Origin of the sequence: Streptosporangium album (assembly GCF_014203795.1) — a bacterium.
Lineage (GTDB): Bacteria > Actinomycetota > Actinomycetes > Streptosporangiales > Streptosporangiaceae > Streptosporangium > Streptosporangium album.
This window is the reverse complement of the sequence record NZ_JACHJU010000002.1, coordinates 541813-564531: the sequence shown is the minus strand read 5'-3', so window position 1 is coordinate 564531 and position 22719 is coordinate 541813. Positions and strand designations below refer to the sequence as shown.

The 22719-nt window shown below is 70.5% G+C and carries 22 protein-coding genes; 9 read left to right on the top strand and 13 right to left on the bottom strand.

Features of this window, described 5'->3' with window-relative positions:
* Positions 1–4: 4 nt before the first annotated feature.
* A complete protein-coding gene (locus tag FHR32_RS26285; RefSeq protein ID WP_184757225.1) occupies positions 5–1441 on the top strand; it encodes a hypothetical protein in 1437 nt (478 codons plus the stop codon).
* Between the two features lie 64 nt (positions 1442–1505).
* Here the strand turns inward: FHR32_RS26285 and FHR32_RS26280 are convergent, their stop codons facing one another.
* The 7 genes from FHR32_RS26280 to FHR32_RS26255 form a co-directional block, all read right to left on the bottom strand.
* Positions 1506–1826 (bottom strand): PadR family transcriptional regulator, encoded by a 321-nt coding sequence (locus FHR32_RS26280; RefSeq protein ID WP_184757224.1) that lies wholly within the window; start codon positions 1824–1826, stop codon positions 1506–1508.
* Positions 1827–1906: 80 nt separating this feature from the next.
* A complete protein-coding gene (locus FHR32_RS26275; protein ID WP_184757223.1) occupies positions 1907–2740 on the bottom strand; it encodes an amidohydrolase family protein in 834 nt (277 codons plus the stop codon).
* 248 nt (positions 2741–2988) lie between these two features.
* Positions 2989–3828 carry a sugar phosphate isomerase/epimerase family protein gene (locus FHR32_RS26270; RefSeq protein WP_184757222.1) on the bottom strand — a complete coding sequence of 280 codons (840 nt, stop codon included), beginning with the start codon at positions 3826–3828 and terminating at the stop codon, positions 2989–2991.
* A gap of 93 nt (positions 3829–3921) precedes the next feature.
* A complete protein-coding gene (locus FHR32_RS26265) occupies positions 3922–5103 on the bottom strand; it encodes a substrate-binding domain-containing protein (RefSeq protein ID WP_184757836.1) in 1182 nt (393 codons plus the stop codon).
* Between the two features lie 111 nt (positions 5104–5214).
* Positions 5215–6153 carry an ABC transporter permease gene (locus FHR32_RS44755; protein ID WP_312882706.1) on the bottom strand — a complete coding sequence of 313 codons (939 nt, stop codon included), beginning with the start codon at positions 6151–6153 and terminating at the stop codon, positions 5215–5217.
* Positions 6150–7196, bottom strand: a complete 1047-nt coding sequence (locus FHR32_RS44750; protein ID WP_312882705.1) for an ABC transporter permease — start codon at positions 7194–7196, stop codon at positions 6150–6152. The genes FHR32_RS44755 and FHR32_RS44750 overlap by 4 nt, the downstream gene beginning before the upstream one ends.
* Positions 7193–8641, bottom strand: coding sequence for a sugar ABC transporter ATP-binding protein (locus tag FHR32_RS26255; protein WP_376773392.1), 1449 nt, complete (start codon positions 8639–8641; stop codon positions 7193–7195). The genes FHR32_RS44750 and FHR32_RS26255 overlap by 4 nt, the downstream gene beginning before the upstream one ends.
* A 211-nt stretch (positions 8642–8852) precedes the next feature.
* Between FHR32_RS26255 and FHR32_RS26250 the strand changes: the two genes are divergently transcribed.
* Together FHR32_RS26250 and FHR32_RS26245 are read left to right on the top strand one after the other, a co-directional pair.
* Complete coding sequence (locus tag FHR32_RS26250) at positions 8853–10034, top strand: ROK family protein (protein ID WP_221466219.1); 1182 nt, start codon at positions 8853–8855, stop codon at positions 10032–10034.
* Positions 10035–10054: 20 nt separating this feature from the next.
* Complete coding sequence (locus tag FHR32_RS26245) at positions 10055–10546, top strand: GNAT family N-acetyltransferase (protein WP_184757220.1); 492 nt, start codon at positions 10055–10057, stop codon at positions 10544–10546.
* 96 nt (positions 10547–10642) lie between these two features.
* Here FHR32_RS26245 and FHR32_RS26240 read toward each other — a convergent pair whose 3' ends face one another.
* Positions 10643–11920 carry an alpha/beta hydrolase gene (locus tag FHR32_RS26240; protein WP_184757219.1) on the bottom strand — a complete coding sequence of 426 codons (1278 nt, stop codon included), beginning with the start codon at positions 11918–11920 and terminating at the stop codon, positions 10643–10645.
* A 59-nt stretch (positions 11921–11979) separates the two neighbouring features.
* Here FHR32_RS26240 and FHR32_RS26235 point away from each other — a divergent pair, with 59 nt between their 5' ends.
* Entirely contained in the window at positions 11980–12531 is a 552-nt protein-coding gene (locus FHR32_RS26235) for a helix-turn-helix domain-containing protein (protein ID WP_184757217.1), read from the top strand.
* A 188-nt stretch (positions 12532–12719) separates the two neighbouring features.
* Here the strand turns inward: FHR32_RS26235 and FHR32_RS26230 are convergent, their stop codons facing one another.
* Positions 12720–14030, bottom strand: a complete 1311-nt coding sequence (locus tag FHR32_RS26230) for a WD40 repeat domain-containing protein (RefSeq protein ID WP_184757216.1) — start codon at positions 14028–14030, stop codon at positions 12720–12722.
* A 72-nt stretch (positions 14031–14102) separates the two neighbouring features.
* Between FHR32_RS26230 and FHR32_RS46140 the strand changes: the two genes are divergently transcribed.
* From FHR32_RS46140 to FHR32_RS26215, 3 genes are all read left to right on the top strand, one after another.
* Complete coding sequence (locus tag FHR32_RS46140) at positions 14103–15020, top strand: sensor histidine kinase (RefSeq protein ID WP_312882704.1); 918 nt, start codon at positions 14103–14105, stop codon at positions 15018–15020.
* Entirely contained in the window at positions 15017–15289 is a 273-nt protein-coding gene (locus FHR32_RS46780; RefSeq protein ID WP_184757214.1) for a response regulator transcription factor, read from the top strand. The genes FHR32_RS46140 and FHR32_RS46780 overlap by 4 nt, the downstream gene beginning before the upstream one ends.
* A gap of 132 nt (positions 15290–15421) precedes the next feature.
* A complete protein-coding gene (locus FHR32_RS26215) occupies positions 15422–16420 on the top strand; it encodes a DUF8094 domain-containing protein (RefSeq protein ID WP_184757213.1) in 999 nt (332 codons plus the stop codon).
* A 192-nt stretch (positions 16421–16612) separates the two neighbouring features.
* Here FHR32_RS26215 and FHR32_RS26210 read toward each other — a convergent pair whose 3' ends face one another.
* Positions 16613–17656 carry a P1 family peptidase gene (locus FHR32_RS26210; protein ID WP_246467428.1) on the bottom strand — a complete coding sequence of 348 codons (1044 nt, stop codon included), beginning with the start codon at positions 17654–17656 and terminating at the stop codon, positions 16613–16615.
* 136 nt (positions 17657–17792) lie between these two features.
* On the opposite strand from FHR32_RS26210, the gene FHR32_RS26205 reads away from it, so the two are divergent.
* The gene (locus FHR32_RS26205; protein WP_184757211.1) at positions 17793–18137 is read left to right on the top strand and encodes a YbaB/EbfC family nucleoid-associated protein; all 345 of its coding nucleotides are present in this window, start codon (positions 17793–17795) and stop codon (positions 18135–18137) included.
* Positions 18138–18141: 4 nt separating this feature from the next.
* Here FHR32_RS26205 and FHR32_RS26200 read toward each other — a convergent pair whose 3' ends face one another.
* Both FHR32_RS26200 and FHR32_RS26195 read right to left on the bottom strand, forming a co-directional pair.
* The gene (locus FHR32_RS26200; RefSeq protein ID WP_184757209.1) at positions 18142–19017 is read right to left on the bottom strand and encodes a WXG100-like domain-containing protein; all 876 of its coding nucleotides are present in this window, start codon (positions 19015–19017) and stop codon (positions 18142–18144) included.
* Between the two features lie 23 nt (positions 19018–19040).
* Positions 19041–19352, bottom strand: a complete 312-nt coding sequence (locus FHR32_RS26195) for a hypothetical protein (protein WP_184757207.1) — start codon at positions 19350–19352, stop codon at positions 19041–19043.
* 31 nt (positions 19353–19383) lie between these two features.
* On the opposite strand from FHR32_RS26195, the gene FHR32_RS26190 reads away from it, so the two are divergent.
* Positions 19384–19707, top strand: coding sequence for a hypothetical protein (locus FHR32_RS26190; protein ID WP_184757206.1), 324 nt, complete (start codon positions 19384–19386; stop codon positions 19705–19707).
* Positions 19708–19780: 73 nt separating this feature from the next.
* On the opposite strand, the gene FHR32_RS26185 is transcribed toward FHR32_RS26190, so the two are convergent.
* On the bottom strand, positions 19781–22663 hold the full coding sequence (locus tag FHR32_RS26185) for a hybrid sensor histidine kinase/response regulator (protein WP_312882703.1): 2883 nt from the start codon (positions 22661–22663) through the stop codon (positions 19781–19783).
* Between the last annotated feature and the right edge of the window lie 56 nt (positions 22664–22719).

The window sequence follows — 22719 nt, the reverse complement described above, 5'->3', positions numbered from 1 at the left end:
AGGGATGAGCGAGCTTCTGAGGCTGAGCGAGGGCGCGGTGCTGACGCACCTGGCCACCCGTGCCGAGCTGGCGGCCGATGCCCTGACGGCCGTCGACGACCTGCGGCTGTGGGCACGGCTGGCCGACGGTGAGGGGGTGCCGCTGGCCGGGGGCGGGGTGGTCCGGACCGTGGTCGACGCGGGCGAGCCCTCCCTGACGGGACCGACCGGCTGGCTGGCGGGTGTGGAGCCGGAGGACATGGTCGCGCTCCGCCTGCGCGACGGCAAGCTGGAGCTGTCCACCACGACGCTGACCGACTTCCCCGCGGAACGGGCGATCCGGGTCGTCGAGGAGTTCGGCGGGCAGGCGCTGGAGGGGTTGCGGGCCTTCGCCGAGGGGTTGGAACCCAGCCCCGGCGTCTCGATCGACGTGGTGGTCCTGGAACTGCTGATGAAGGCGCCGGAGACCTTCGCCGATCCGCTCCCGCCGCTGGCCCCGCTGCTGCGCGAGGCCTCTCTGGAGCTGCGGGGCGGACGGGTCGGCATCGTGGGCGCGCCCTGGGAGGTCGGGTCGGTCGCCGATCTGGCCCCGCTGGACATCATCAGGCTGGCTCTGGTGCGCAGCGCGCTACGCACCTACGACGAGGGCGCCGACCTGTCCAAGGCGGTCGCCTACCTGTCCCGGTCGGAGACGGTGCTCGCGAGGATCGCCGACGAGGTGGAGCGCGAGCCGCTCGGCCCCGGCCTGATCGAGGCGCTCCCCCGCGACGAACCGGCCGCGCTGCTGCTGATCGCCCGGTCGGCCGAGGGCGAGGGACGGTCGTTCGAGGCGGCCGGGATCATCACCGAGGTGCTCTCCCTCGCCCCGGACCTGGGCCCCGCCCAGCGGGACGCGGCCGAGTACGCCGCCTGCCGTACCGCCCCGGACGACCCGCTGCCCGTGCGGGCCGCGCACCTGTTCCGGCAGTTGCTCACGTATGTCCACCGCCCGGCCCGCCGCCGCCTGATCGACGACCTGGTGGCGCTGAGCGTCCGGGTGGCCGAGCCCGCCCTGGCCGACCTGGCGCTGTTCGAGAACGACGTCGTCGGCGAGTTCCTGGACGCGCGGGGCGACTGGCTGCGCGACGACGAGGTGGAGCTGCTGGAGTCCTGGCGCAGGACACCGCTGCGCCTGTGGGACGTCCTCGACGTCGCCGGCGACCGGATCACCCTGCGTGAGGCCGGGAGCGACGGCGGGGAGCCGGTGACGCTGACCGACGAACTGCTCCCCCAGCAGGCCCTGCCCGGCGATCTGATGCTGACCAGGCTGCTGGGCGACGGAGAGGGCCCGCGCGTGTTCGGCCACCCGTTCAAGGTGGACCCGGCGCGCCGCGAGGAGATGCTCGCCCTGCTCGTCGACCCGGTCGACCCCTACGCGGTGGCCGCCTTCTTCAGACGGGCCGGGCGGGCTCCGGCGCCGTGAGGACCGGGCGCTCCGGACGCGGCGGATGAGGGCTCGGAGCGGCGCGAGGGCCTGGTGCCCGCGGTCAGTCCGAGCCCAGGACTCCGCCCACGACGCCGCTGAACGCCTTCCAGGTGGCGCGTTCGCCGGCGAGGGCCTTGTGCCCGGCGGCGGTCAGCTCGTAGGTCCGCCGTTTGCGTCCGGCGACGGTGCTCCAGTCGCTGCTGACGTATCCGGCCCTCTCCAGCCGGCGGAGCGCCGGGTAGACGGTGCCGGTGGGAAGGTCGAGGGAGCCGCCGCTGCGTGACTTGAGGGTGGTGATGATGGCGTAGCCGTGCAGCGGCCCCTGCTCCAGCACCGCCAGGATCAGCGCGTCCAGTTGCCCGCGGAGCATGTCGAGCTTCATATAGCCACTCTACATGTATCGAATCTGAGGGTCGCCGGCCTTCCCTGCCTGGTCAGCGAGGCCTGGTGTCTCCGGCGGGCTCAGGCGAGACCGTAGACGCGGGCGGCCACCCCGCCGAACACCCCGTCGCGCTCGGACTCCGACAGGTGCGCGGTGAGCGTGCGGGCGCTCTCCAGCACCGTTCCGTACGGCGCGGCCAGCAGGCAGACGGGCCAGTCGGAGCCGAACATGACCCGGTCGGGCCCGAAGGCCTCCAGCACCACGCCGGCGTAGGGCCGCAGATCCCCGACCGTCCAGCCGCCCCAGTCGGCCTCGGTGACCAGGCCGGACAGCTTGCACGTGACGTTCGGGCGGGCGGCCAGCTCGCGGATCAGCGAGGCCCACGGTTCCAGCTCCCCCGAGGCGATCGGCGGCTTGGAGCAGTGGTCCAGCACGAAGTCCACCTCGGGCAGCGCGGCCACGGTCTCGATCGCGGCGGGCAGCTGGTGCGGGAGGGTGAGCAGCTCGTAGACGAGCCCGGCCCGCCCGACGGCCGCCAGGCCGCGCCGTACGTCGTCGCGGCAGAGCCAGCGCGGGTCGGGCTCGCCCTGGACCTGGTGCCGGATGCCACGCAGGTAGCGGCCGCCCGGTACGGCCAGCAGCGCGGCGAGGTCGTCGCCCACCGAGGGCGTGGTCAGGTCGGTCCAGCCGACCACCGCCGCGACCAGGTCGTGCGCTTCGGCCAGTGCCAGGAACTCCGGCGTCTCCTGCGCCACCGTGACCGTCTGCACGAGCACCGTGGCCGTGATCGCCGCGGCGTCCACCGGCAGGTCTCCGATGCCGAAGTCCCTCCGCAGCGGGGCCATCTCCGGACCGGTGATCCACTCCTGGTCCCGCACGGACAGGTCCCAGACGTGGTGATGCGCGTCGATCATGGCACCCCCCAGGGGATTGATCCGATCATTCAATCGACAGGAAGCCTCATCGGGCAAGCTCTCGGCCTCGAAGCAGGGCATTGATCGGATCTCAGGGAGGGCTTCTCCGGGAGCCAGGCGCTCCGGGTGCAGCCCCGCGCACTCGGCGCGCGGGGCTGCACCTCAGGGGAGAGCCGCCCCCAGCCGTCTTGGGGATGGCATCCGCCGGGTCTGCCCCTCGCACGCTCAACCGGGCCGGAGGCCGCCGTTCACAGGGTGCGAAGAAAGGCCAGGCCCCGGGTGGCGAGGTCGTCCTGGGTCGTGGCGAGCGGCCGCCAGATCGAGGCGGCGGTGGCGATCGACCGGTTGTGCGCGGTGAAGGACTCGATGCAGAGCGGGCCCCGGTAGCCCACCTCGCGCAACGCTCCGGCCAGGCCCGGCCAGTCGAGGTGGTCGGCTCCGGGGGCGCCGCGGTCGTTGGCGCAGACCTGGACGTGCGCGACCAGCTCGTCGGCCTGCCGTACGGCCGCCGCGAGATCCCGCTCCTCGATGTTCATGTGATAGACGTCCAGCGCGAGACCGACCCCCGGTATCCCGCCGACCGCCTCGACGGCCTGCTCGACCGTGTTGATCAGGCTGCTCTCGTAGCGGTTGAGCGGCTCGACCGCGACCGTCACCCCGCGCTCGGCCGCATACTCCCCGACCGGCGTCAGGTTCTCGCGCAGCTCGGCGTAGCACGCGCGCCGTTCCTCCCCCGACATCCGCCAGGTCCGGCCGACGGACGCGTACGCCGGACCGCCGATCACCGGGCTTCCCACGGCCACCGCGGCGTCGACGCAGCGCCGGAGGTAGTCCTGGGTCGCGCGGACCGTCGCGCCCTCCGCCGCGACGAGTTCCCTGCCGGGCGGCATGACCAGCACCACCGACGCCTTCAGCCCGAGCTCCGCCAGCAGGTCGGCCGCCTGTTTCGGATCCCAGTCGCCGATCTGTTCCACCGGCAGCTCGATGACGTCGAACCCCCAGCCGGCCACCTTCGGGGCCAGCCGTACAAGGTCCTCACCGGTCAGCGGCGAGACCCACACCCACGTGTTGACACCGATGGAGAACATCGGCAATCCCTTCTCGTCTTGAACGGCCGCCCGGGACGGCGGCGCCCGGCCCTTGCCGGGACGGGCGCCGCCGTCGTCGTCACCTCGACGGTCCTACTTGCCGCCCCATTTGGCGGGGAAGCCGGGCAGGTCCTCGCAGCCGCAGAGCGCGTAGTGCAGCGGCGGCATGTTGGGCTGCAGGTAGGTGTCCAGGGACTCAGAAGTGATCTTTGGCTGCGGGAGCTTCCACGTCTTGGGCACCTCCTCGCCCTTGAGGATCTTCAGGGCGGCGATCACCGGGGTGCGCCACTGATAGGTGGGGTAGGTGGGCGCGACGGCGGTGAGGCCGCCCTCCTTCCACTTCTGCAGGAAGTCCTGCTGGTCCTCGCCGACGATCGCCGGCACCGGCTGGCCGGCGTCCTCGAACGCCTCGACCGCGGCCACGGCGGTCGCGCCCGCGTCCATCCAGACGCCGTCGAGCTTGCCGTTCCGCTGGATGTAGTCGCTCACGATGCTCTTGGTCTTGGCCGCGTCGCCGTCGGTGAACTCCACCCCGACCACGTCGAGCCGGCTCTTGTCGAAGACCACCTTGGCCGCCGACCAGCGGGTCTCCAGGACGTCCACGCCCGGCAGGATCCGCAGCGCGAGGACCTTGCCCCCGGCGGGGACCTTCTCCACCAGGAACTCCGCGCCGTCGGCGCCGAAGGCGTAGCCGCCGATGGGGTTGATGAACGTCACCGGGCAGTCGGTGTCCACCCCGCGGTCGAAGACGATCACGGGGACCTTCGGGCAGGCGCCCGTCACCGCGGGGGTCAGCGTCGCGGTCGTGTTGGGCGAGACGATCAGCGCGTCACAGCCCTTGCCGACCAGTTCGGCGATGTCGGAGATCTGCTTGTCGTCCTTGCCCTCCGCGTCGAGCGCGGTGAACTTGGCGATCTCCTTGTGCAGGGCCACCTCGGCCTGCATGGTCTTCCAGCCCACCTGCCGCCAGGGGTTGTTGACCGCGGCGTTGGAGAAGCAGAGGTGGTAGGGGCCGTCCTTCTTGTACTTGGCGGTGTCCGCCTTCTCACCCGGCGCGATGGCCTGCTCCCACGGCTTGCCCTCCGGGCCCTCGGGGGTCTGGGCGCGCATGCCGAGCTGGGCGTCGAAGTCGGCCTGGACGAAGAACTTCGACTGCTCGCCGGTCCCGGAGGACGTGGTCGCGACCGGAGCCGACGCCGAGGCGGCCGTCGAGGCCGCGGAGGTCGCGCCGGTGGCGGCCGGCTTGTCGCTGGCGCATCCGGCGGCGAGCAACATCGCGGAGACGCCCGCGACGAGAGCCACGATAGACCTGTTCAACTCAAGGTCTCCTTCTTTTCTTTTGGGGGGTGCCTCTTCATGGGGGAACACGTTCGAAAAGAGGTGTGTTCAGACGCGTGCCGCCCGTCGGAGCGGGAGCCGTACGGCCCCCGCGGCGACCGCGGCGATGATGATCACGCCTTGGACGGCATACTCCAGGGCCCCCGAGATACCGTGCAGGTTGAGCAGGGTGAACAGGGCCTCCAGTGTGAACGCCCCGGCCATGGCCGCCACCACCGAGCCGCGCCCGCCGCCGAGCACGACGCCACCGAGCACGACGGCGGTGATGGCCTGGAACTCCAGCCCCTGGCCGACCTGGGCGGAGACTCCCGCGAAGCCGCCGAGCAGGATGCCCGCCACGGCCGCGGCCAGGCCGGAGACGACGAAGGCGAGGACCCGGGTCCGGCCGACCCGGACGCCCGACAGGGCCGCCGCGCGCTCGTTGTCGCCGGTGGCGATGAGCCGCTTGCCGAAGTCGGAGCGCATGAGCAGGATCGCCGCCGTGCCCACGACCAGGAGGATGAGCACCGACCAGGGCACCGGCCCGAGGTCTTTGCGGCCGAACATCCGGAACGTCTCCGACAGCGCACCCCGCGGGGCGCCGCCGGTCCACAGGAACACCGCGCCGGACAGCACCAGCATCATGCCCAGCGTGGTGATGAACGACGGCACCCGCAGCCCGGTGGTGATCACCCCGTTGACCAGCCCGACCAGCAGCCCCAGCGCGAGCAGCAGGGCCAGCACCGGCCAGGTCGCCGCCTCGTCGCCCTCGATCAACCGGGCCGCCACCACCACCTGAACGGTGACCAGCGACCCGACCGACAGGTCGAACTCCCCCGAGACGATCACGAAGTACTGCCCGGCCGCCAGGATGACCAGCGGCGCGGCCCGTTTCACGAACGCCAGGAACCCGGCGGGCTCCAGGAAGAACGGGTTGGCCACGGCGATCAGCACCAGCAGCACGGCCAGCACGAGGAAGATCGGCCCTGCGGACCTGAGGGCTCTCACCGGGATCGCCTCCTGACGGTACGGCGTGCGTAGCCGGCCACCGCGACGACGATGACCACGCCGCGCACCACGTCCTTGAAGAACGCGTTGACCTCGAGCTGGTTGAAGACGCTGTCGAGCACGGCCAGCAGCAGCACCCCGCCGACCGTCCCGGGGACCCCGCCCCGGCCCCCGGCCAGGGCGGTGCCGCCGAGGACCACCGCGGCGATCGACTCCAGGTCGTAGCCGCCGTCGGTGCCGACCGTGGGTGCCCCCGCGCCGAGCCTGCCGGCCAGCAGCAGGCCGGCGATCCCCGCGCAGACCGAGCACAGGACGTGCGTGGCGACGATGACCCGGCCGGTCCGCACCCCGGACAGCCGGGCCACCTCCTCGTCCCCGCCGACCGCGTAGATCCGGTATCCGAGCCGGGTACGGCGCAGCAGGAACCAGGCGGCGACCGCGACGGCGGCCCAGAGCAGCGCCGAGACCGGGACCGGCCCGAGTCTGTCGTAGCCGAGCCGCTGGAAGGACTCCGGAACGCTGCCCGCCGGACCGTCGTAGAGATGGTCCACGACCCCCCGGATGATCAGCGCCGTGCCGAGCGTCGCGATGAAGGCGTGCACATGGAGCCGGGTGATGACGAGGCCGTTGACCAGGCCGACCAGCGCGCTCACCGCGAGCACCGCCGCGACGGCCGGCACGATCCCGCTGTCCTGGCCCGCCATGATCTCCGCCGCGACGAGCGAGGTGAGGCTGATCAGGTACGCCACCGACAGGTCCAGCGACCCGGCCAGGATCGCCAGGGTCTGCCCCACCGCGACGATGCCCAGCGCGGCCGACCGCTGCTGGATGCCGACGATGGTCTCCAGGGTGAGGAAGTCGCCCCCGTCGAGGGCCACCAGCGCCCATCCGACGAGCATGACCCCGGCCAGGGCCAGGTAGATGACCTGTGTCGAGCCGATACGACCCGACAGCACCCCTCCACGGCGTGCGGCGGCGGCCGGCTCGGCGGGGACGGACGCCGCCGGGGGCCGGGCGAGGCGGAGCCTCTCTCGTGCGGTCACGGTGACACCTCGCCGGCTGCCAGACGCATGACCGCCTCCTCCGAGGGACCGGAGGGGAGCTCTCCGGCGATGCGGCCGTCGCGCATCACGACGATGCGATCGCTCATGCCGACGAGTTCGGGGAGTTCGGAAGAGATCATCATGATGGCCATGCCGTCCTTCGCCAGGCCGCGCATCAGGTCGTAGATCGCGGCCTTGGCTCCCACGTCGACTCCGCGCGTGGGCTCGTCGAACACGAGAACCTCCGGTGCCACGGTCATCCACTTCGCCAGCACGACCTTCTGCTGGTTGCCGCCGGACAGGTAGCGGACCTCCTGCTCGGGGCGGGGAGGCTGGAGCCGTACGGCCTCCAGCAGTGCCCTGACGTCGCCGCGGCCGCCCCGCCGTACGGAGCGGGAGACCAGCAGGGCGTTGTCGCGGACCGACTGGCGCAGCGCGAGCCCCTCGGCCTTCCGGTCCTCGGTCACCAGCCCGATCCCGGCCGCCACGGCCTGCCGTACCGACGCGGGCCGCAGCGGGGTCATCTCGCCGCGGGTGAACGGCTCGGCGCCGAAGAGGGCCTTGGCCAGCTCCGTCCGGCCCGAACCCTGCAGCCCGGCCACCCCGAGGATCTCCCCCGCGCGCAGGTCGAGGTCGATCCCGTCGAGTACGGTGTTGCCGCCGCCGCGCACGCCGAGCCGTACCTCGCCCGCCGCGCCTGCTTCCCGGGGCGGGAAGTAGGCGCGCAGGTCGCGGCCGACCATCAGCCGGACCAGCTCGTCGGAGGTGATCTGTGCGGTCTCCGCGGTCGTGACCAGCGTGCCGTCCTTCAGGACGGTCACCCGGTCCGCCAGGTCGAACACCTCGCGCAGCCGGTGGGAGATGTAGAGGACGGCGATCCCTCGCTCCCGCAGCCGCGAGACGAGCCGGTAGAGCAGCTCCACCTCGTGGTCGGCGAGCGCGGCCGTCGGCTCGTCCATCACGATGATCCGGGCGTTCTGGGAGAGCGCCTTGACGATCTCCACCACCTGCTGCTGGGCGATGGACAGGTGACGGACCAGGTCGCGGGGGCCGAAGGAGGTCTCGCCCAGCTGCTCCAGCAGCCGCGCGGTGGCGGTCTCCATCGCGGCCCGGTCGACCAGGCCCCGCCTGACGGGCTCGCGGCCGAGGAAGACGTTCTCCGCGACACCGCGCTCGGGCAGCAGGTTGAACTCCTGGTAGATGATCGCCACCCCGGCGCGCTGGGCGTCAAGGGGATGGGAGAAGGAGACCGGGGAGCCGTCGATCTCGACGACGCCCTCGTCCGGCAGGTGGACACCGGCGAGGATCTTCATCAGCGTGGACTTGCCGGCACCGTTCTCCCCGACGACCGCGTGCACCTCGCCCGCGGCCACCTCCAGTCCGACCCCGCTCAGCACGCGCACGCCGAGGAAGCTCTTGGCGATGCCGCGCATCTTCAGGATCACGACGCGTCCACCTCCCGCCATCATCCGGTTCCGGTGACACCCGCATGGACGGCATCCGCCGGTAACCGTCGGATTTCCTCCATATTGCGGGATGCTAAAGGGAGCTTATGGCGATGGTCAAGCAAAAGTCAGCGTCATTTAGGCATAATGGTGACATGGGTAAGCGTAAGCTGCTTTGACGCGGTGTAAACGAGGAGTGTTGACTGTGCGCATGCTGAGCGAAGCGAACGGTTCAATCGCCGGCGCGGGGGCGCTTCTGACAATCCTGCGTGACGGTCAGGCCCGGACCCGGGCCGAGTTGGTGCAGCTGACAGGGCTGGCACGGTCCACCCTCGGGCAGCGACTCGACGTGCTGCTGAGCCAGCAGTGGATCGTCCCGACCGAGGAGGCCATCTCCTCGGGAGGCCGTCCCGCCGTCGCCTTCACCTTCAACCGCGCCGCGCGCATCGTCCTGGCCGCCGATCTCGGCGCCACCCACGCCCGGGTGGCGATCACCGACCTGGGCACCGAGGTCCTGGCCGAACGGGCGGACGAGGTGCCGATAGACCGTGGTCCGGTGGAGACGCTCACCTGGCTCCAGCACATCTTCGAAGACATGCTCGCCGAGACCGGGCACACCCCGGAGGAGATCTGCGGCATCGGCGTCGGCCTGCCCGGCCCGGTCGAGCACAGTTCGGGCCGGCCGGTCAATCCGCCGATAATGCCGGGCTGGGACGGCTTCCCCGTCCCCGAGTGGCTCGGCGAGCGCTTCGGTGCCCCCGTGCTCGTCGACAACGACGTGAACATCATGGCCCTCGGCGAGCACTGGGCCGCCCGGCCCGAGGCCGACCACCTCATCTTCGTCAAGATCGGCACCGGCATCGGGTGCGGCATCATCAGCGACCGCCACCTGCACCGCGGCGCCCAGGGCGCGGCCGGCGACATCGGCCACATCCAGGTGGTCTCGGCCTCCGACACCGTCTGCCGCTGCGGCAACCTCGGTTGCCTGGAGGCCGTCGCCAGTGGCGCCGCCATGTCCGCCCGCCTCTCCTCCAGCGGCGTGGAGGCCTCCGACAGCCGCGACGTGGTCCGTCTGGTGCGCAGCGGCAACACCCAGGCCGTCCAGCTCATCCGCCAGGCCGGCCGCGAGGTCGGCGACGTCCTCGCGTCGATCGTGAACTTCTTCAACCCCTCGGTGATCGTGGTCGGCGGCGACATCGCCGAGGCGGGCGAGCAGATCCTCGCCGGCCTCCGCGAGGTCATCTACAGCCGGTCCCTCCCCCTCGCCACCCAGCACCTGACGATCACCGCCAGCGAACTCGGCGACCGCGCGGGCGTGATCGGCGCCGCCGTCATGGTCATCGAACACGTCCTGGCCCCGGGCACCGTCGACCAGTCCGTCACCCGCGCCTGATCGTGGCATGCTGACCCACCATGGACGCCGAACCGATCAGGACCCCACGGCTCACGCTCGAACCGCTGGCCGTGGAACACGCTCCAGAGATGGCCGAGGCACTCGACGATCCCGCCCTCCACACGTTCATCGGAGGCTCCCCCGCGACCGCCGGGCAGCTCCGTGACCGCTACACCCGCATGGTCGCCGGGCCGCCGGCCGGCGGTGACGACGCCTGGCTCAACTGGGTGATCCGCCTGGACGGCCCGGACTGCCTGGTCGGCTACGTCCAGGCCACCGTGACCTCCGGCCGGGCGTCGGTGGCCTGGGTGGTCGGCACCCCGTGGCAGGGCCGGGGCATCGCCGGCGAGGCCGCGCTCGCACTCACCGGCTGGCTCGGGGAACACGGCGTGCACGCCCTCGTCGCGACGGTCCACCCCGACCACGCGGCCTCCTCGGCAGTGGCCCGCCGTATCGGTCTCGTCCCGACCGACGGCCGGGTGGACGGGGAGGTCGTCTGGCGGTCCGAGTAGCCAAACTCGACACCGCAGGGTGGAGGCCGCTGCGGCCTGCACAGCTTCGGGAACCGGGGCTGACGCCCTGAGTCGGGTCTTGGCTCCGGAGGCCGGTCAACCGATCTTCCCACGGTCCGGCGTCAGCCACTCGACGATGTCGGCGACGACGGCCGGGTCCACGTGTTGCGCAGGTTCGTATTCCGCAGGCGTGGACGGACCTGCGCCGGGAAAAAACAGGTGGTTGTCGGCATCGTAGACGCGGATCGTGACATCCGGCCGGTGAGCGAGGCCGGCCTTCCACTGTGAGAGATCGTCCGCGACGGTCACTTGATAGTCGCGGCCGCCCTGGAGGATGAACATCGGCTTGTCCAGCGCCGCCGCGGTCGCGACCGGGTCGTAGCCGCGCAGATCCAGCCAGTACGCTGCCGGTCGGCCGAACAGCAGCGCTTCGGTCGGCGTCGACGGTGACAGGTCGGGGCTGGCGACCATCGCAGCCTGCCGCACAATCGCCTCGACGGCGGCCTCCACCGCCGGGCCGGGATCCAGCGAAGCGAGGTAACGGACGACGCGGACGGCGGCCTGATGCATCGGCTGCGTATCGCCGGCCATGATCACCAAACCGGCGACGGACGCCTCGGCGGTCGCGACACGCGGGGCGACCTTGCCGCCCATACTGTGGCCGAGAACGAAGACGCGGGCAGGGTCCACGCTCGACTGCTGCTGGAGCAGTTGGACGGCGGCGACCGCGTGCGGCACGTACTCGTCGGCCATCGTGAAGCCGGGTGCGTTCGCCACCTGGCCGCTGTGGGTGTGGGTCACCTTGTCGAACCGCAACACCGCAACACCGCGGCCGGCCAGCCCCCAGGCCAGATCTTTGAGCGGTTTGTTGGCTCCGCTGGTGGCGTCGCGGTCGAAGGGCCCTCCCCCGCTGAGCAACACGACGCCCGGTCGCGGGCCGGGCCCATGCGGCATGCTCACCGTGCCGGACACGGCGAGAGGTCCGTCGCCAACCGTGACGTGGTGCTCAGCGAACCTCGTCGGGTCGGCGTACGGCGGCGGCGTCCAAGGCCCGGTGGCCGCGGCAAGCCGCAGACCGTTCAGCATGCCGTCGTGGTCGACCGCCATGACCACGGTGAGTCCCCCGCGCTCGCAGGCCACCGGGACACTCACGCGGACCAGCCCTGCCTCGATCCGCTCGCTCACCGGCTCCCCGATGGTGGAAACCTGTCCGCTCTTGCCCATCTCGGCCGCCCAGGCGACCTGCAGCGCCTCAGCGTTGACCACCGCTCGCAGCGGCGGCGCGAAGAGCCGTTCGATCTCGGCGAAGCGTCCCTTACATGCCATCTCGACGACCGCAACGGCGGTCGCTGCCGGGTCGGCTCCCATCGTCATCTCCAACCCTTTCCTTTCTCATTTTTTGAGAAAGGTAGCACATGTGAGATCATAGGGGGGTGGACACGTTAGAGCTTCTTGCGCACCCGGTGCGGCTGCGAGTCGTGCACGCGATGCGCGGAGGGCGGATGCTGACGACTTCCCAGCTGTGCGCTCGGATCCCCGATGTCTCGAAGGCCACCGTTTACCGGCACGTCGACCTGCTCGTGACCGGGGGAATCCTGGAGGTGGCCGACGAGCAGCGAGTACGCGGCGCGGTGGAGCGCCGATACCGACTGCGTCAGGACCGGGCGGCGATCGACGCCGACACGATCGAGTCGCTGTCGCTCGACGATCATCGGCGCGGATTCGCCACGGCGACGGCCACCCTGCTCGCCGAGTTCAACACCTACCTCGACCGAGATCACGCCGACCCGACGGCAGACCTCGTCGGCTATCGACAGCATGCTGTCTGGCTCAGCCGAGACGAGCTCCTCGAGATGATCAGCGAACTGCGCAGCGCGATCGCGCCCCGGCTGGCGAACCAATCCACACCCGACCGCGCGCAATACCTGCTCAGCCCGATCCTGTTCCCGACCGAGGAACCGTCCGCCGGCCCCGAGGCCGGTTGAGCCGCCACCACACGCTCACGCTGCTACGGGGTAGCCCGGCTGGAATCCGACAGCTATCTGATCAGCGTCCTGCTCTGGGGAGACAGCTCTACCTTTCACTTGGTGACACGAACCCGAGCACCGGGCCGACTCGGACGACAGCGGGGCCCGGTCGAGTGCCGCGGCGTAGCCGGCGAGCACGGCCGCTGTCAGTTCTTCGCTGTGATCGGGGACGGCGGCGGGCGTCCGTCGTAGAGGAACCAGGCGACGACCTCATCTGTGTCATCGATGGTCACCAGCACGCGCGCATCGGCGGCGAAGGCTGCGACCAAAGAGTTCGGATGCTCGATACGCCGGGTCCACAGCTCGCGGCCCGCGCCATCGGTCACGGTCGCATGCCGGTCTCCGATGACCAGGGCGCGCGGGCCGTCCGAGGACCAGACCACCGATCGGCACGTCCCATCGATCCGGACGCGTTCCGGACGCCCATGTCCTGGGCGCAGCACCTCGATGGCGCCGTCTCCCCCGACGGCGATCGCGTCGCCGTCGGGAGAGCACGCGAGCGCGCGGGCGCCGGGCAGGCCGGTGCGATGCCGGGCCACGACCTCGCCAGAGGACACGTCGTAAATCACCACTTCGCCGTCTGCCGCGATGTGGGCCAGTCGCCGCCCGGAGTGGTCCAGTACCGCCTCGCCTCGGGCCGGGACGGTCGTGGCGAACACGACCTCGCCGCTGTCTGCCACGGCCACCACGATGCGTCCCTCCCTGGCGCTCGGGTAGTACGGCCTGCCGTCATCGGCCGCGACGACCAGCCGCCCGTCGCCGCTGAAACCGGTGTGGAAGAACAACGCCGACTCGTCATCGTCATCCGCCGACTCTGACAAGCCGCGAAACCCCCACGCGTCCGCGGTCCCCGCCGTGACGGCCTCCGGCCCTGCGGACCACAGACAGGTCATGTCGTGGGTGCGCCAGACAAGCATCTGCAGGTCCGTTGAGGTCGCGACCGCGAGCAGCGAACCGTCGGGGGCGAACGCCACGTCGCGTCCCCATCCGATGAGGGCGTCGTCGTCGTCCAGAGCGCGCTGGTGCCATGTGCCTGATTCCATGTCGAGCAGGTACAGGCCACCGCACGCGGTGTTGCCATCGGAGCACAGGGTGAGCGCGAGCCATCGCAGGTCCGGGCTCACAGCGACCGCCTCGACCGCCCCGAGGTCCGGGCCCTCGTCCGGATCGGCGGGCGGCCCACCGTCGAACGCCTCGTACTCTTCGGCGTCGTACGACGGGTGATGGCTGATGTACAACACCCGATGGTCGGCCGCGGCGTGCCACGGGCGGCCGTCCCCGCGCCGCCACTGCTCCCACCAGCGGTAGGGCATGGGACGACGCCCTGGCCAGGTGACCGACTCCTCCATCAGCGCGCCGAGGTGCTCCTCCGGCAGCCCTTCGGCCATCCGGGTGACACCGTCCCACGCCTCGAACTCACGGCCATCGCCCGCCATGGCCGCCCAGCGCTCGATCACAGTGCTTCGCCTTCCAGGTGTCCCGTAGAAAACGGCAGTCATCCGTATTTTCTACACACTCTAGTGATCTTGGTGCGCATCGCCACACACCGCGGTCCGCTATGGGTCCGTCCCCAGGTCGCGGCCGAGACGCTGGCGATCACCACCCTGGTGAGCCTGGTCTGCGTGACGTTCGTCAACCGGGGCCACTTCGGCGATGTCGTGCCGGCCCTCCCGGTCCTCGTGACCTCGACGGTGATCGGCGCCGTGCTGCGCGGTCTCCGCGTGGCCCGGACCCAGCTGGTCGAACAGGAGGAACTCACCGCCGAGGAGCGGGCCCGGCGCACCCTGCTGGAGGAACGCAACCGGATCGCCCGCGAGCCGCACGACGTGGTCGCCCACCACATGTCGGTGATCTCCATCCAGGCGCAGGTCGCCCCGCATCTGGTCGAAGACCCTCCCGAGGAGCTGACGGAGAACCTGGCGGGCATCCGCGAGAACGCCGTCGAGGCGCTGACCGAACTGCGGCGGATCCTGGGTGTGCTGCGCTCACAGGACGCCCAGGCGGACGGGGTGCGCCACACCCCGCAGCCCACCCTCGACCGGCTGGAGGAACTGGTCGCCAACGTACGCGGCGCCGGGGTCACGCTCACCGCCGAGATCATCGGTGAGCCGCGCCCGCTGTCGCCGGGCGTCGAGCTGTCGGCGTTCCGTATCGTCCAGGAGGCGCTCAGCAACGCGATGCGGCACGCGCCCGGAGCCGCGGTACGGGTGGAGATCGGGTACCACCCCGGCGCTCCGACCGTCCGGGTCGCCAACACCGCGCCGGACCGGCCCGCCCCACCGTCACCGGGCGCCGGGCACGGCCTGCTGGGCATGCGCGAACGCACGGCCATGCTGGGCGGTGATCTGGCCACCGGCTCCACCCCGGACGGCGGCTACGAAGTGACCGCGCTCCTGCCAGCCACCGCCCCGAAGCTGCCCGCCGAGTCTGTTGAGGACACCCCATGACACCCATCCGCGTGGTGATCGCCGACGACCAGATGATGGTCCGCCAGGGCTTCACGGTGCTACTCAACGCCGAACCCGGCATCGAGGTCGTCGGCCAGGCCGTCAACGGCCTCGACGCCGTCACCAAGGTCGCCGAACGGCTGGTGGTGGCGGAACAGACCGTCAAGACCCGTGTGAGCCGGATCCTGGTCAGGCTCGGCCTGCGCGATCGGACCCAGGCCGCGGTCTACGCATACGAGACGGGGCTGGTGCGCCCAGCCGGGTACTGACTGAGCTTTAGAAACAAGGCTCGCCACACCCACCTGACAAAAGTGACCATTGGGACTTCTGGGAAGATAGGGACATTCATCTTCAAATTTCTGGGGGTTGTGGTGTCTCGGTTCGGCTGGACAGTGATGTGTGTGGCGATCGCGTCCACGGCGGTGTCGTCGGGATGCTCGGCCGGAGAACCCACGGCCCCGCAGTCTCCTGCCACCTCGCCCTCCTCCGCGGCCGCGTCGCCCGGACAGGGTGCCGGCACCGTGCAGCCGGCCGTCACGGCTGAGGAGGCCAGAAGCCTGCTGGCCCGCTACGTTCAGCTGAACAACAAGGCCAACAAGACCTTCGACGTCGGTCTCCTGCGGAGCTACGAGGGCGGGGCGAGCTTCGCGATCGACAGCGCCGGCTACGTCTCGGCACGCGAACTGAAGGCCAAGCCCGGCGGCGCCTTCACCTACGTCGACCCCGTCTTCTATGTTTCGGCCAAGGGGGGCGAGGAGTGGGTCCTGACCACGGTCCGCCGGGACGTCAACGGCGGCAAGAAGAGCGACCGCCTCACCTACCTGCTGTTCTCCAAGACTCCTGACGGGTGGCGGCAGATCTACGCCCCCGACGGCGCGGCGGGGGACACGGCCCGGCCGAAGATCGACGTGACCGCCGCGGGTACGGTCAAGGAACTTCCCCTCACCGCCTCAACCGGGCTGATGACCTCTCCGGGGAACTTCGCCAAGCTCTACGCCAGGCAGCTGACCGGCGGGGGGACGCCGGAGGCCAAGGCCCGGTTCGCCGTGGACGACGATCTGGCCAACCGGGCGGCGAGCAGCCGCAGAAACATGAACCGCTACGCCCGTGTCACCGAGAAGGTCCGGCCGGCACCCGAATACCCCTCGCTCGCGCTACGTGTCGCCGACGGGGGCGCCCTGGTGTTCACCACGCTGGCCCGCACCTCGCGCTACGACGTACGGCCGGGCAACTACGTCTACAACGAGCATCTCGCCTCGCTGGCCGGCCGGCACCACCGTTTCATGATCGTGAATGACCTGATCGAGGTGGTGGCCCACATCCCGCCCAGGAACGCCCGGCTTCAGCAATTCACGGTGCTGGGCTCCTACTGGGCGGCCGTCTCGGGGAGCGGTTCCTGACACCTCGCCGGCACCCGGCCGGCCCCACCCGCAGCGCGAGGTGGAGCCGGCCGGGCACGTGGCTCACTTCACGACGACGGCGGCGATCCTCAGGAAACAACGTCAATGCAGGTCCGCAGCCCCCTTTCAAGCTGTGCCCGAAGATTTTCACAGAGGCCCTGATCTGCATCTCCGTTGGAAATTTCGCCGAAACTACCGGGACCCCATGAGGCGCGGGAGCGGTATCGCGTACAGGGTGCGCCCGCCCACGCCCGTCATGGTCGTCGCGGTGAACAGCGAGTTCAGCACGGCCTCCTCCACGACGTCGAGCGCCGCCCCGAACAGCGGGCTCAACGCCGCGTCCCGGGGAGGCGCACCCTCCGGCTGGACCGAGAAGGCGATGCCGTAGTCCCCACTGCCATGGCTGTAGGAGGCGCCGACCCGTCCCAGTGCGAACACCGCGCGCCGCGCCAGGCGGGTGAGCTGGCGGGCGTCAAGGGGCGCGTCGGTCGCGACGACGACCATGCATGACCCCACATCCGGGGCGGCGGGCTCGGCCAGCCCCAGGGAGGCCGGCGTGACCGTGGAGCCGAGGACGCGGAGCGTGCCGCCGAAGTTCGCCTGCACCAGGGCACCGAGGGTGACCGGCCCGTCCGCCAGGTCGAGCACCCGGGAAGCGGTGCCGATGCCCGCCTTGAATCCCAGCGCGCCGGTGCCGGTGCCCGCCCCGACGCATCCTTCCGCCACCGGCCCCGGCGCCGCGCCGTCGATGGCCTCCAGCACCTGCGCCTCACCGACCGGACGGGCGCGGATGTCCGACAGGTATCCGTCGTTGCACTCTCCCACGACCGGGTTGAAGGTCCGCACGTCCGCGCAGTCCGGCCGCGCCAGCATCCAACTCACCACCGCGTCGGCCACGCGAAACGCCGACAACGTCGCCGTGAGCATGACGGGTGCCTCGATCAGCCCGAGCTCGGCCAGCTGGGTGGCGCCGATCAGCTTGCCGTGGCCGTTACCGGCGAACAGGCCCGCCGGCAACGGCGCGTGCGGGCCGACGCCGTCAGGGACGATCGCGGTCACGCCGGTGCGGATGTCGGGTTCCCGAAGGACGGTGCAGTGTCCGACACGTACACCGGGCACGTCGGTGATGGCGTTGTGCTCGCCCGGCCCATACTCGCCGATCACGATCCCGAGGTCACGCGCCCTGTGACCACGCCCCGTCATGTTCAAGGCCACGTGCCGTGATGCGTCCGCCATGACGGCAATCATGGTTCACCGCGCCGTGGAGCACCATCCGGTTCCACGTGCTGGGACAACCGCTCACGATCGTCGACCGTTAGGCTCGGCACAACGCATATGGCATATGAGGGCGTAGAGCGAGAGAAGGAATCGAATGACGACACCGGGGGACCCTCTCCGGCAGACCGGCGATCCGGAGATCGACCGCGCGCTGTCCCGGCTCATGGCGGAGACGGCTGGGTTCGAAGAGGTCAGGCGCCAGGTCGAGGAGACAAAGGGGCGGGGCGAGGGGGCGAACGGCCAGATCACCGTCGAGGTCCTGGCCACCGGCTCGCTCCGGACGCTGCGGATCGATCCGCGCGCGATGCGGCTCGGCTCCGAGGCGCTGGCCGAGGCGATCCTGGAGGCGGTCAGGCAGGCCGAGGAGGACGCCTCAAGCCGGATGACCGCGCTGACCCAGCCTCTCGTGGACCCGTCATGGGAGAACGGCCGCCGCTGATCACTCACCGCTTGAGGATGAAGGCCCGCGGGGCGTGTGCGAGAGCGGACCGCAGCGTCGCCTCGTCGGATATCGATCCGGTGACGCCGTTGTAGACCAGCGAGGCCGACACCGTGCGCCGGAAGAAGTTGCCCGCCGGACCTGTGCCGAGAAGCGTCTCGGTGACCTTTGTCGCCGGGATGAACCTGCGCACGTCGCGCATCGCCTTGATGCCGCCGTTGTAGGCCAGCTCGGCGGCGAAGTGCTTGGCCATGTAGTCCGGGATCGAGCCGATGGGCTGGCCCGTGGCGGCCGAGGACGCCACGTGCACACCCGTCTTCACCACGGTCCAGACGAGGGCGTCGGACACCGCGTCGAGCCCTTCGCGAACGAGGTAGGTGCCCACGTTGTACTTGCCGATCCGCTTGGCGAGGACCATCTTGATGATCTTCTGAAAGATGGTCTTCTCCAGCCGCGCCCTGGCCACCAGCCATTTCATGGCCGCCTCTGCCATGAACCTCGCGGAGGGGTAAAGGTAGCCGAACATCATGGTGAACGCCATGGCGGCGATCTGGGTGCCGATGATCCAGAGCTGTTCGCGGTGCTCGTCCACCGTTTCGGCGTACTCGTCGCAACCGTCGGCGAGTTCCCGCAGGTTCGCCGCCATGGCGGCATAGCGAGGAGCGAGCTCGTTCGGCCAGAGATCGGCGAAACGGTCGACCGTACGGCTGTCGTTGTGCCTGCGCACCGTGCCGACGCCCGCCTCGGCGCGGCCGGCGATCTCCTCGATCGAGTCCGCGAAGGCCCGCAGGCTCTGGGCGCGGGCACGGAGGTTGGACGTGTCGGCCTCGGGCACGTGCACGCCCGCGAACCAGGAGAGCGCCTGGAATGGATCCATCATGTACGGACATCACCCATCGCGGATCACGCCCCCGTCTTGGCGGGGGGAAGTTGGGGAATCGGGGGTTCGGAGAGATCGGCGACCGTCGGGAGCGATGTGATGATGTTCCCTTCGAGCATGTCCCAGAGCGTGTTGAAGTCACGCAGGCCGCCGGCCACCGAGAAACTCACATCCGCCATGTTGAGGATGGCGGCCGACAGGGCGTGGAAGCCCTCGCTGTACCACTTGGCGAACGCCACGCCGTCCTCGTCGTCGCCGACGAGACCCCCCGTGCTCGCCAGGTCCCTGGCGGTGGTGTTCTTGAGCGCGACGTCGTCGCCCGTCTCATCGAACATCCTGGCCAGGGCGCGTATGGACGCCCAGTCGATGCTGACCTGGTCGGACGGGGCGTTTCCCTCCGAGGGCGCCGGAGGGAGGGGCGGCGCATACGGGCTGCGGGTGGGGCTTGGCGTCGGGACCGGCGAGGGGCCGGACGTCCAGGGCGCACCGGGGCCGGGCGAGGTGCCCGGCGACGGACTGACCGTGGGAGAGGGGCTGTCCGTGGGAGAAGGGCTGTCCGTGGGAGACGGACTGCCCGTAGGAGACGGACTGCCCGTAGGAGACGGACTGGCCGTGCTGGTGGGGCTGGGACTGCTGGTCGCTGTAGGGCTGGGCTCGCCGGAAGCCGTCATCGTCATTTCCTTTTGCTAAATACCACAAAATGCCACAATTGATGACAGAGAAATGTTAGATAGCCGGTGTTACAAATGTGTTTAATGTGACGCTATGTCCTGTTAATCAGTTCTCGTCCCTGCGTCAGGCGGGTCATCTCGCCGAACACCCGCTCCAGTTCCTTCGCCAGCTCCGACACGGTGCCCGTCGCGGGCAGCTCCTCGACACGGCGGCACAGCTCGGCGGCCCTCGCGGCGCCGACGGCCGCGCAGCTGCCCCTGAGACGGTGCGCGAGCGATCCGGCCTGCTTGGGATGCCCCGCTTCCACCGCCTCCCGCAGCTCATGGAGGACACCGGGCACACTGGACAGGAACGCCTGTGCGATGTCCGCCACGTCCTCCGGTGACAGACCTTCCAACTCGGCCGGAACCTCCGGGCTCACCCAGGCCGGGATCTGGCCGAGCACGTGCTGCCAGTCCACCGGCTTGGTGAGGTGGGCGTTCATGCCCGCCTCCAGGCAGCGGACGCGGTCGTCCGGCATCGCGGCGGCGGTCATCGCGATGATCGGGGTACGGCCGGGCCTCTCCTGCCGCCGTCTGATGTCCACCGTCGCCGCCAGACCGTCGAGCACGGGGAGCTGACAGTCCATGAAGACCAGGTCGTAGTCGCCACCGAGCACCGCCCGCACCGCCTGCTCTCCGTCGTCGACCACGTCGACCCGGTGCCCGGCCTTACGCAGGACGAGCCTGGCGACCTCGCGGCTGACCTCGTCGTCCTCGGCGACGAGGATCCGTACCGGTTCCGACCTGGACTCCACTTCGAAGTTGCCGGACTCGTCGTCCTTGTCGGCCGTGGACAGGGTGTTCTCGATGGCGGCGAGCAGGCGGCGGCGGCTGAGCGGACGGGTCATCGACTGCACGATCCGGTCGGGGGCGACGGACACGTCCGGCCAGGCGGATCCGGTCCGGCCCGGGGTGACCAGTACGACCACGTTCGTGGCATGGAGCAGGGAGTCGGACAGGATCGCGTCGGCGAGCGAGACCGGCTCGTCCGCCTCGGGAACGGCACTCATGTCGAGATCGACGACGGCCAGGTCGAAGGGGTGCCCGTCACCGGCGGCGGTCCGCAGCATCGCGAGCGCGGCCGCCGCGTCCTGCGCCTGCTCGGCGACGAGCCCCGCACCGGCCAGAATCCGCCCGGCCAGCGCGCGGTCCTCCTGCCGCGCGTCGGCGACGAGGACCCGCCGGTCGCGCAACTCCGCAGAGGCGGGGGCGGACCAGGTCAGGACGTCCACCGGCAAGGTGAGGTGGAACCTGCTGCCGATCCCCTCCATGCTGTCCAGCCCGATCCGGCCACCCATCAGTTCGGTGAGCTGCCTGCTGATGGCCAGGCCGAGCCCGCTGCCGCCGGTGCGGCGGGTGATGGGCGAGTCCACCTGGCGGAAGACCTCGAAGACCCGGCCCCTGTCGTCGGGCCCCACTCCCACCCCGGTGTCGGTGACGGCGAACCGCAGCGTGACGTGATCGTCGCCGATCGCCTCCTCCCCCCCTGCCGTCTCCAGCGCGACCTCCAGGTCGACTCCGCCCTGAACGGTGAACTTCAGCGCGTTGCCGATCAGGTTGCTGAGCACCTGGCGCAGCCGTACCGGGTCACCGACGACGTGCTGGGGCACGTCGTCATCCAGGCGGAGGGTGAGCCAGAGCCCCTGCCGATAGGCGTGCGGGGCCAGCGGCGCCACGACCTCGTCGCACAACCGGGGCAGGTCGAACGGCACGGCTTCGGCCTCGAGCCGGCCGGCCTCGATCTTCGACAGGTCGAGGAAGTCGTCGAGCAGACGCAGCAGGTTCTGTGCCGACGCCTGCACGGTGCCCGCGTAGTGGCGCTGCTCGTCGTCCATCCGGGTGCCGAGCAACAGGCCGTTCATGCCGAGCACGCCGTTGATCGGGGTGCGTATCTCGTGGCTGACCTTGGCCAGGAACTCGGTCTTGGCCACCGAGGCGCTGACCGCCTCGTCCCGTGCCGCCGCAAGCGCCTCGGCGTACCTGGCCAGGGTGGCCTGCGTCCGGCGGCGACCCCTGGTGGTGCGGATCTGCACCGCCAGCCCTGCGACGATGAGAACCGCCAGCAGCGCGGCCACGGACAGCACCCGCATCCGGAGGGTCTCCGCCGAGGCCAGCGCCTCGGCGGTGGGCACCTCGGCGGTCACCGTCCAGCCGATGTCGGGGATGGGCTCCGAGGCCGACAGCACCGTGCCGTCGAATCCGGTGAACAGCGAACGGCCGGCCAGCGCGGCGTCCACCCTCGGGTCCTCCCGCATAGAGGTGAGCGCGTAGACCTTCCGTCCGGGGTCGGCGACGAGCACGCCCGACTGGTCGGTGATGAGCAGCCGGATCCCCTGTGCCTCGGCCGCCTGCGAGGCGAAGTCCTGTATGGCGTCCAGGCTGTAGACCGCCGCGAGGATGCCGAGCAGCTCTCCGCCGTCGGCGGCCGGGATGGGCACCGCCACCGCGACGGCCCTGGACACGCCCCGCATGGTGGGTGTGTACGCCTGCGACACGTGTGCCTGGCCGCGACTGCGCACCGCGAGGTACCAGTCGGTGGTGCTCACGTCCTGCGGCAGCCCGCTCCGCGGCTCGGCGCCGATCATGTCGCCGTCCGCCCCGATGACGATCACGCCGCTGATCCCGCTGCGCATGTGGGCCAGTTCCTTCAGGTATCCGGCCAGCGCGGAACGGGTCGCCGACTCGCCGGAGATCACCGTCCGCCGTACCTCCGGCCGCTGGGCGAAGGCGCTGACCAACTGCTTGAGCGAACCCATCTGCTGCTCGACCACGACTCGGCTCACCGAGGCGGTGGTCTCCACCCGGTCGCGCACCTCACTGCGGACGGCCTGATCGGACAGGGTGATGCTGGAGGAGGTCAACAGCGCCAGCGGCAGCATGCCAAGAAGGATCCACAGCGCCGTGACGGCGAACAGCCCTTTCAATCTCGTCACCCCGCCTGCGGCTGACGCCGCCCAGTCACCGTGTCAGGCCCCGATAGTAAGGGCCT

Excerpts from the sequence above, each read along its gene's own strand:
- FHR32_RS26250 (WP_221466219.1), top strand. The coding sequence starts at position 8,853 with ATGCTGAGCGAAGCGAACGGTTCAATCGCCGGCGCGGGGGCGCTTCTG.
- FHR32_RS26265 (WP_184757836.1), bottom strand. The coding sequence starts at position 5,103 with ATGTTGCTCGCCGCCGGATGCGCCAGCGACAAGCCGGCCGCCACCGGC.
- FHR32_RS26190 (WP_184757206.1), top strand. The coding sequence starts at position 19,384 with ATGCTGACCTGGTCGGACGGGGCGTTTCCCTCCGAGGGCGCCGGAGGG.
- FHR32_RS46780 (WP_184757214.1), top strand. The coding sequence starts at position 15,017 with ATGACACCCATCCGCGTGGTGATCGCCGACGACCAGATGATGGTCCGC.
- FHR32_RS26205 (WP_184757211.1), top strand. The coding sequence starts at position 17,793 with ATGACGACACCGGGGGACCCTCTCCGGCAGACCGGCGATCCGGAGATC.
- FHR32_RS26275 (WP_184757223.1), bottom strand. The coding sequence starts at position 2,740 with ATGATCGACGCGCATCACCACGTCTGGGACCTGTCCGTGCGGGACCAG.
- FHR32_RS26270 (WP_184757222.1), bottom strand. The coding sequence starts at position 3,828 with ATGTTCTCCATCGGTGTCAACACGTGGGTGTGGGTCTCGCCGCTGACC.
- FHR32_RS26285 (WP_184757225.1), top strand. The coding sequence starts at position 5 with ATGAGCGAGCTTCTGAGGCTGAGCGAGGGCGCGGTGCTGACGCACCTG.
- FHR32_RS26210 (WP_246467428.1), bottom strand. The coding sequence starts at position 17,656 with ATGGCGGACGCATCACGGCACGTGGCCTTGAACATGACGGGGCGTGGT.
- FHR32_RS26245 (WP_184757220.1), top strand. The coding sequence starts at position 10,055 with ATGGACGCCGAACCGATCAGGACCCCACGGCTCACGCTCGAACCGCTG.
- FHR32_RS26240 (WP_184757219.1), bottom strand. The coding sequence starts at position 11,920 with ATGACGATGGGAGCCGACCCGGCAGCGACCGCCGTTGCGGTCGTCGAG.
- FHR32_RS26195 (WP_184757207.1), bottom strand. The coding sequence starts at position 19,352 with ATGTTCGATGAGACGGGCGACGACGTCGCGCTCAAGAACACCACCGCC.
- FHR32_RS26280 (WP_184757224.1), bottom strand. The coding sequence starts at position 1,826 with ATGAAGCTCGACATGCTCCGCGGGCAACTGGACGCGCTGATCCTGGCG.
- FHR32_RS26200 (WP_184757209.1), bottom strand. The coding sequence starts at position 19,017 with ATGATGGATCCATTCCAGGCGCTCTCCTGGTTCGCGGGCGTGCACGTG.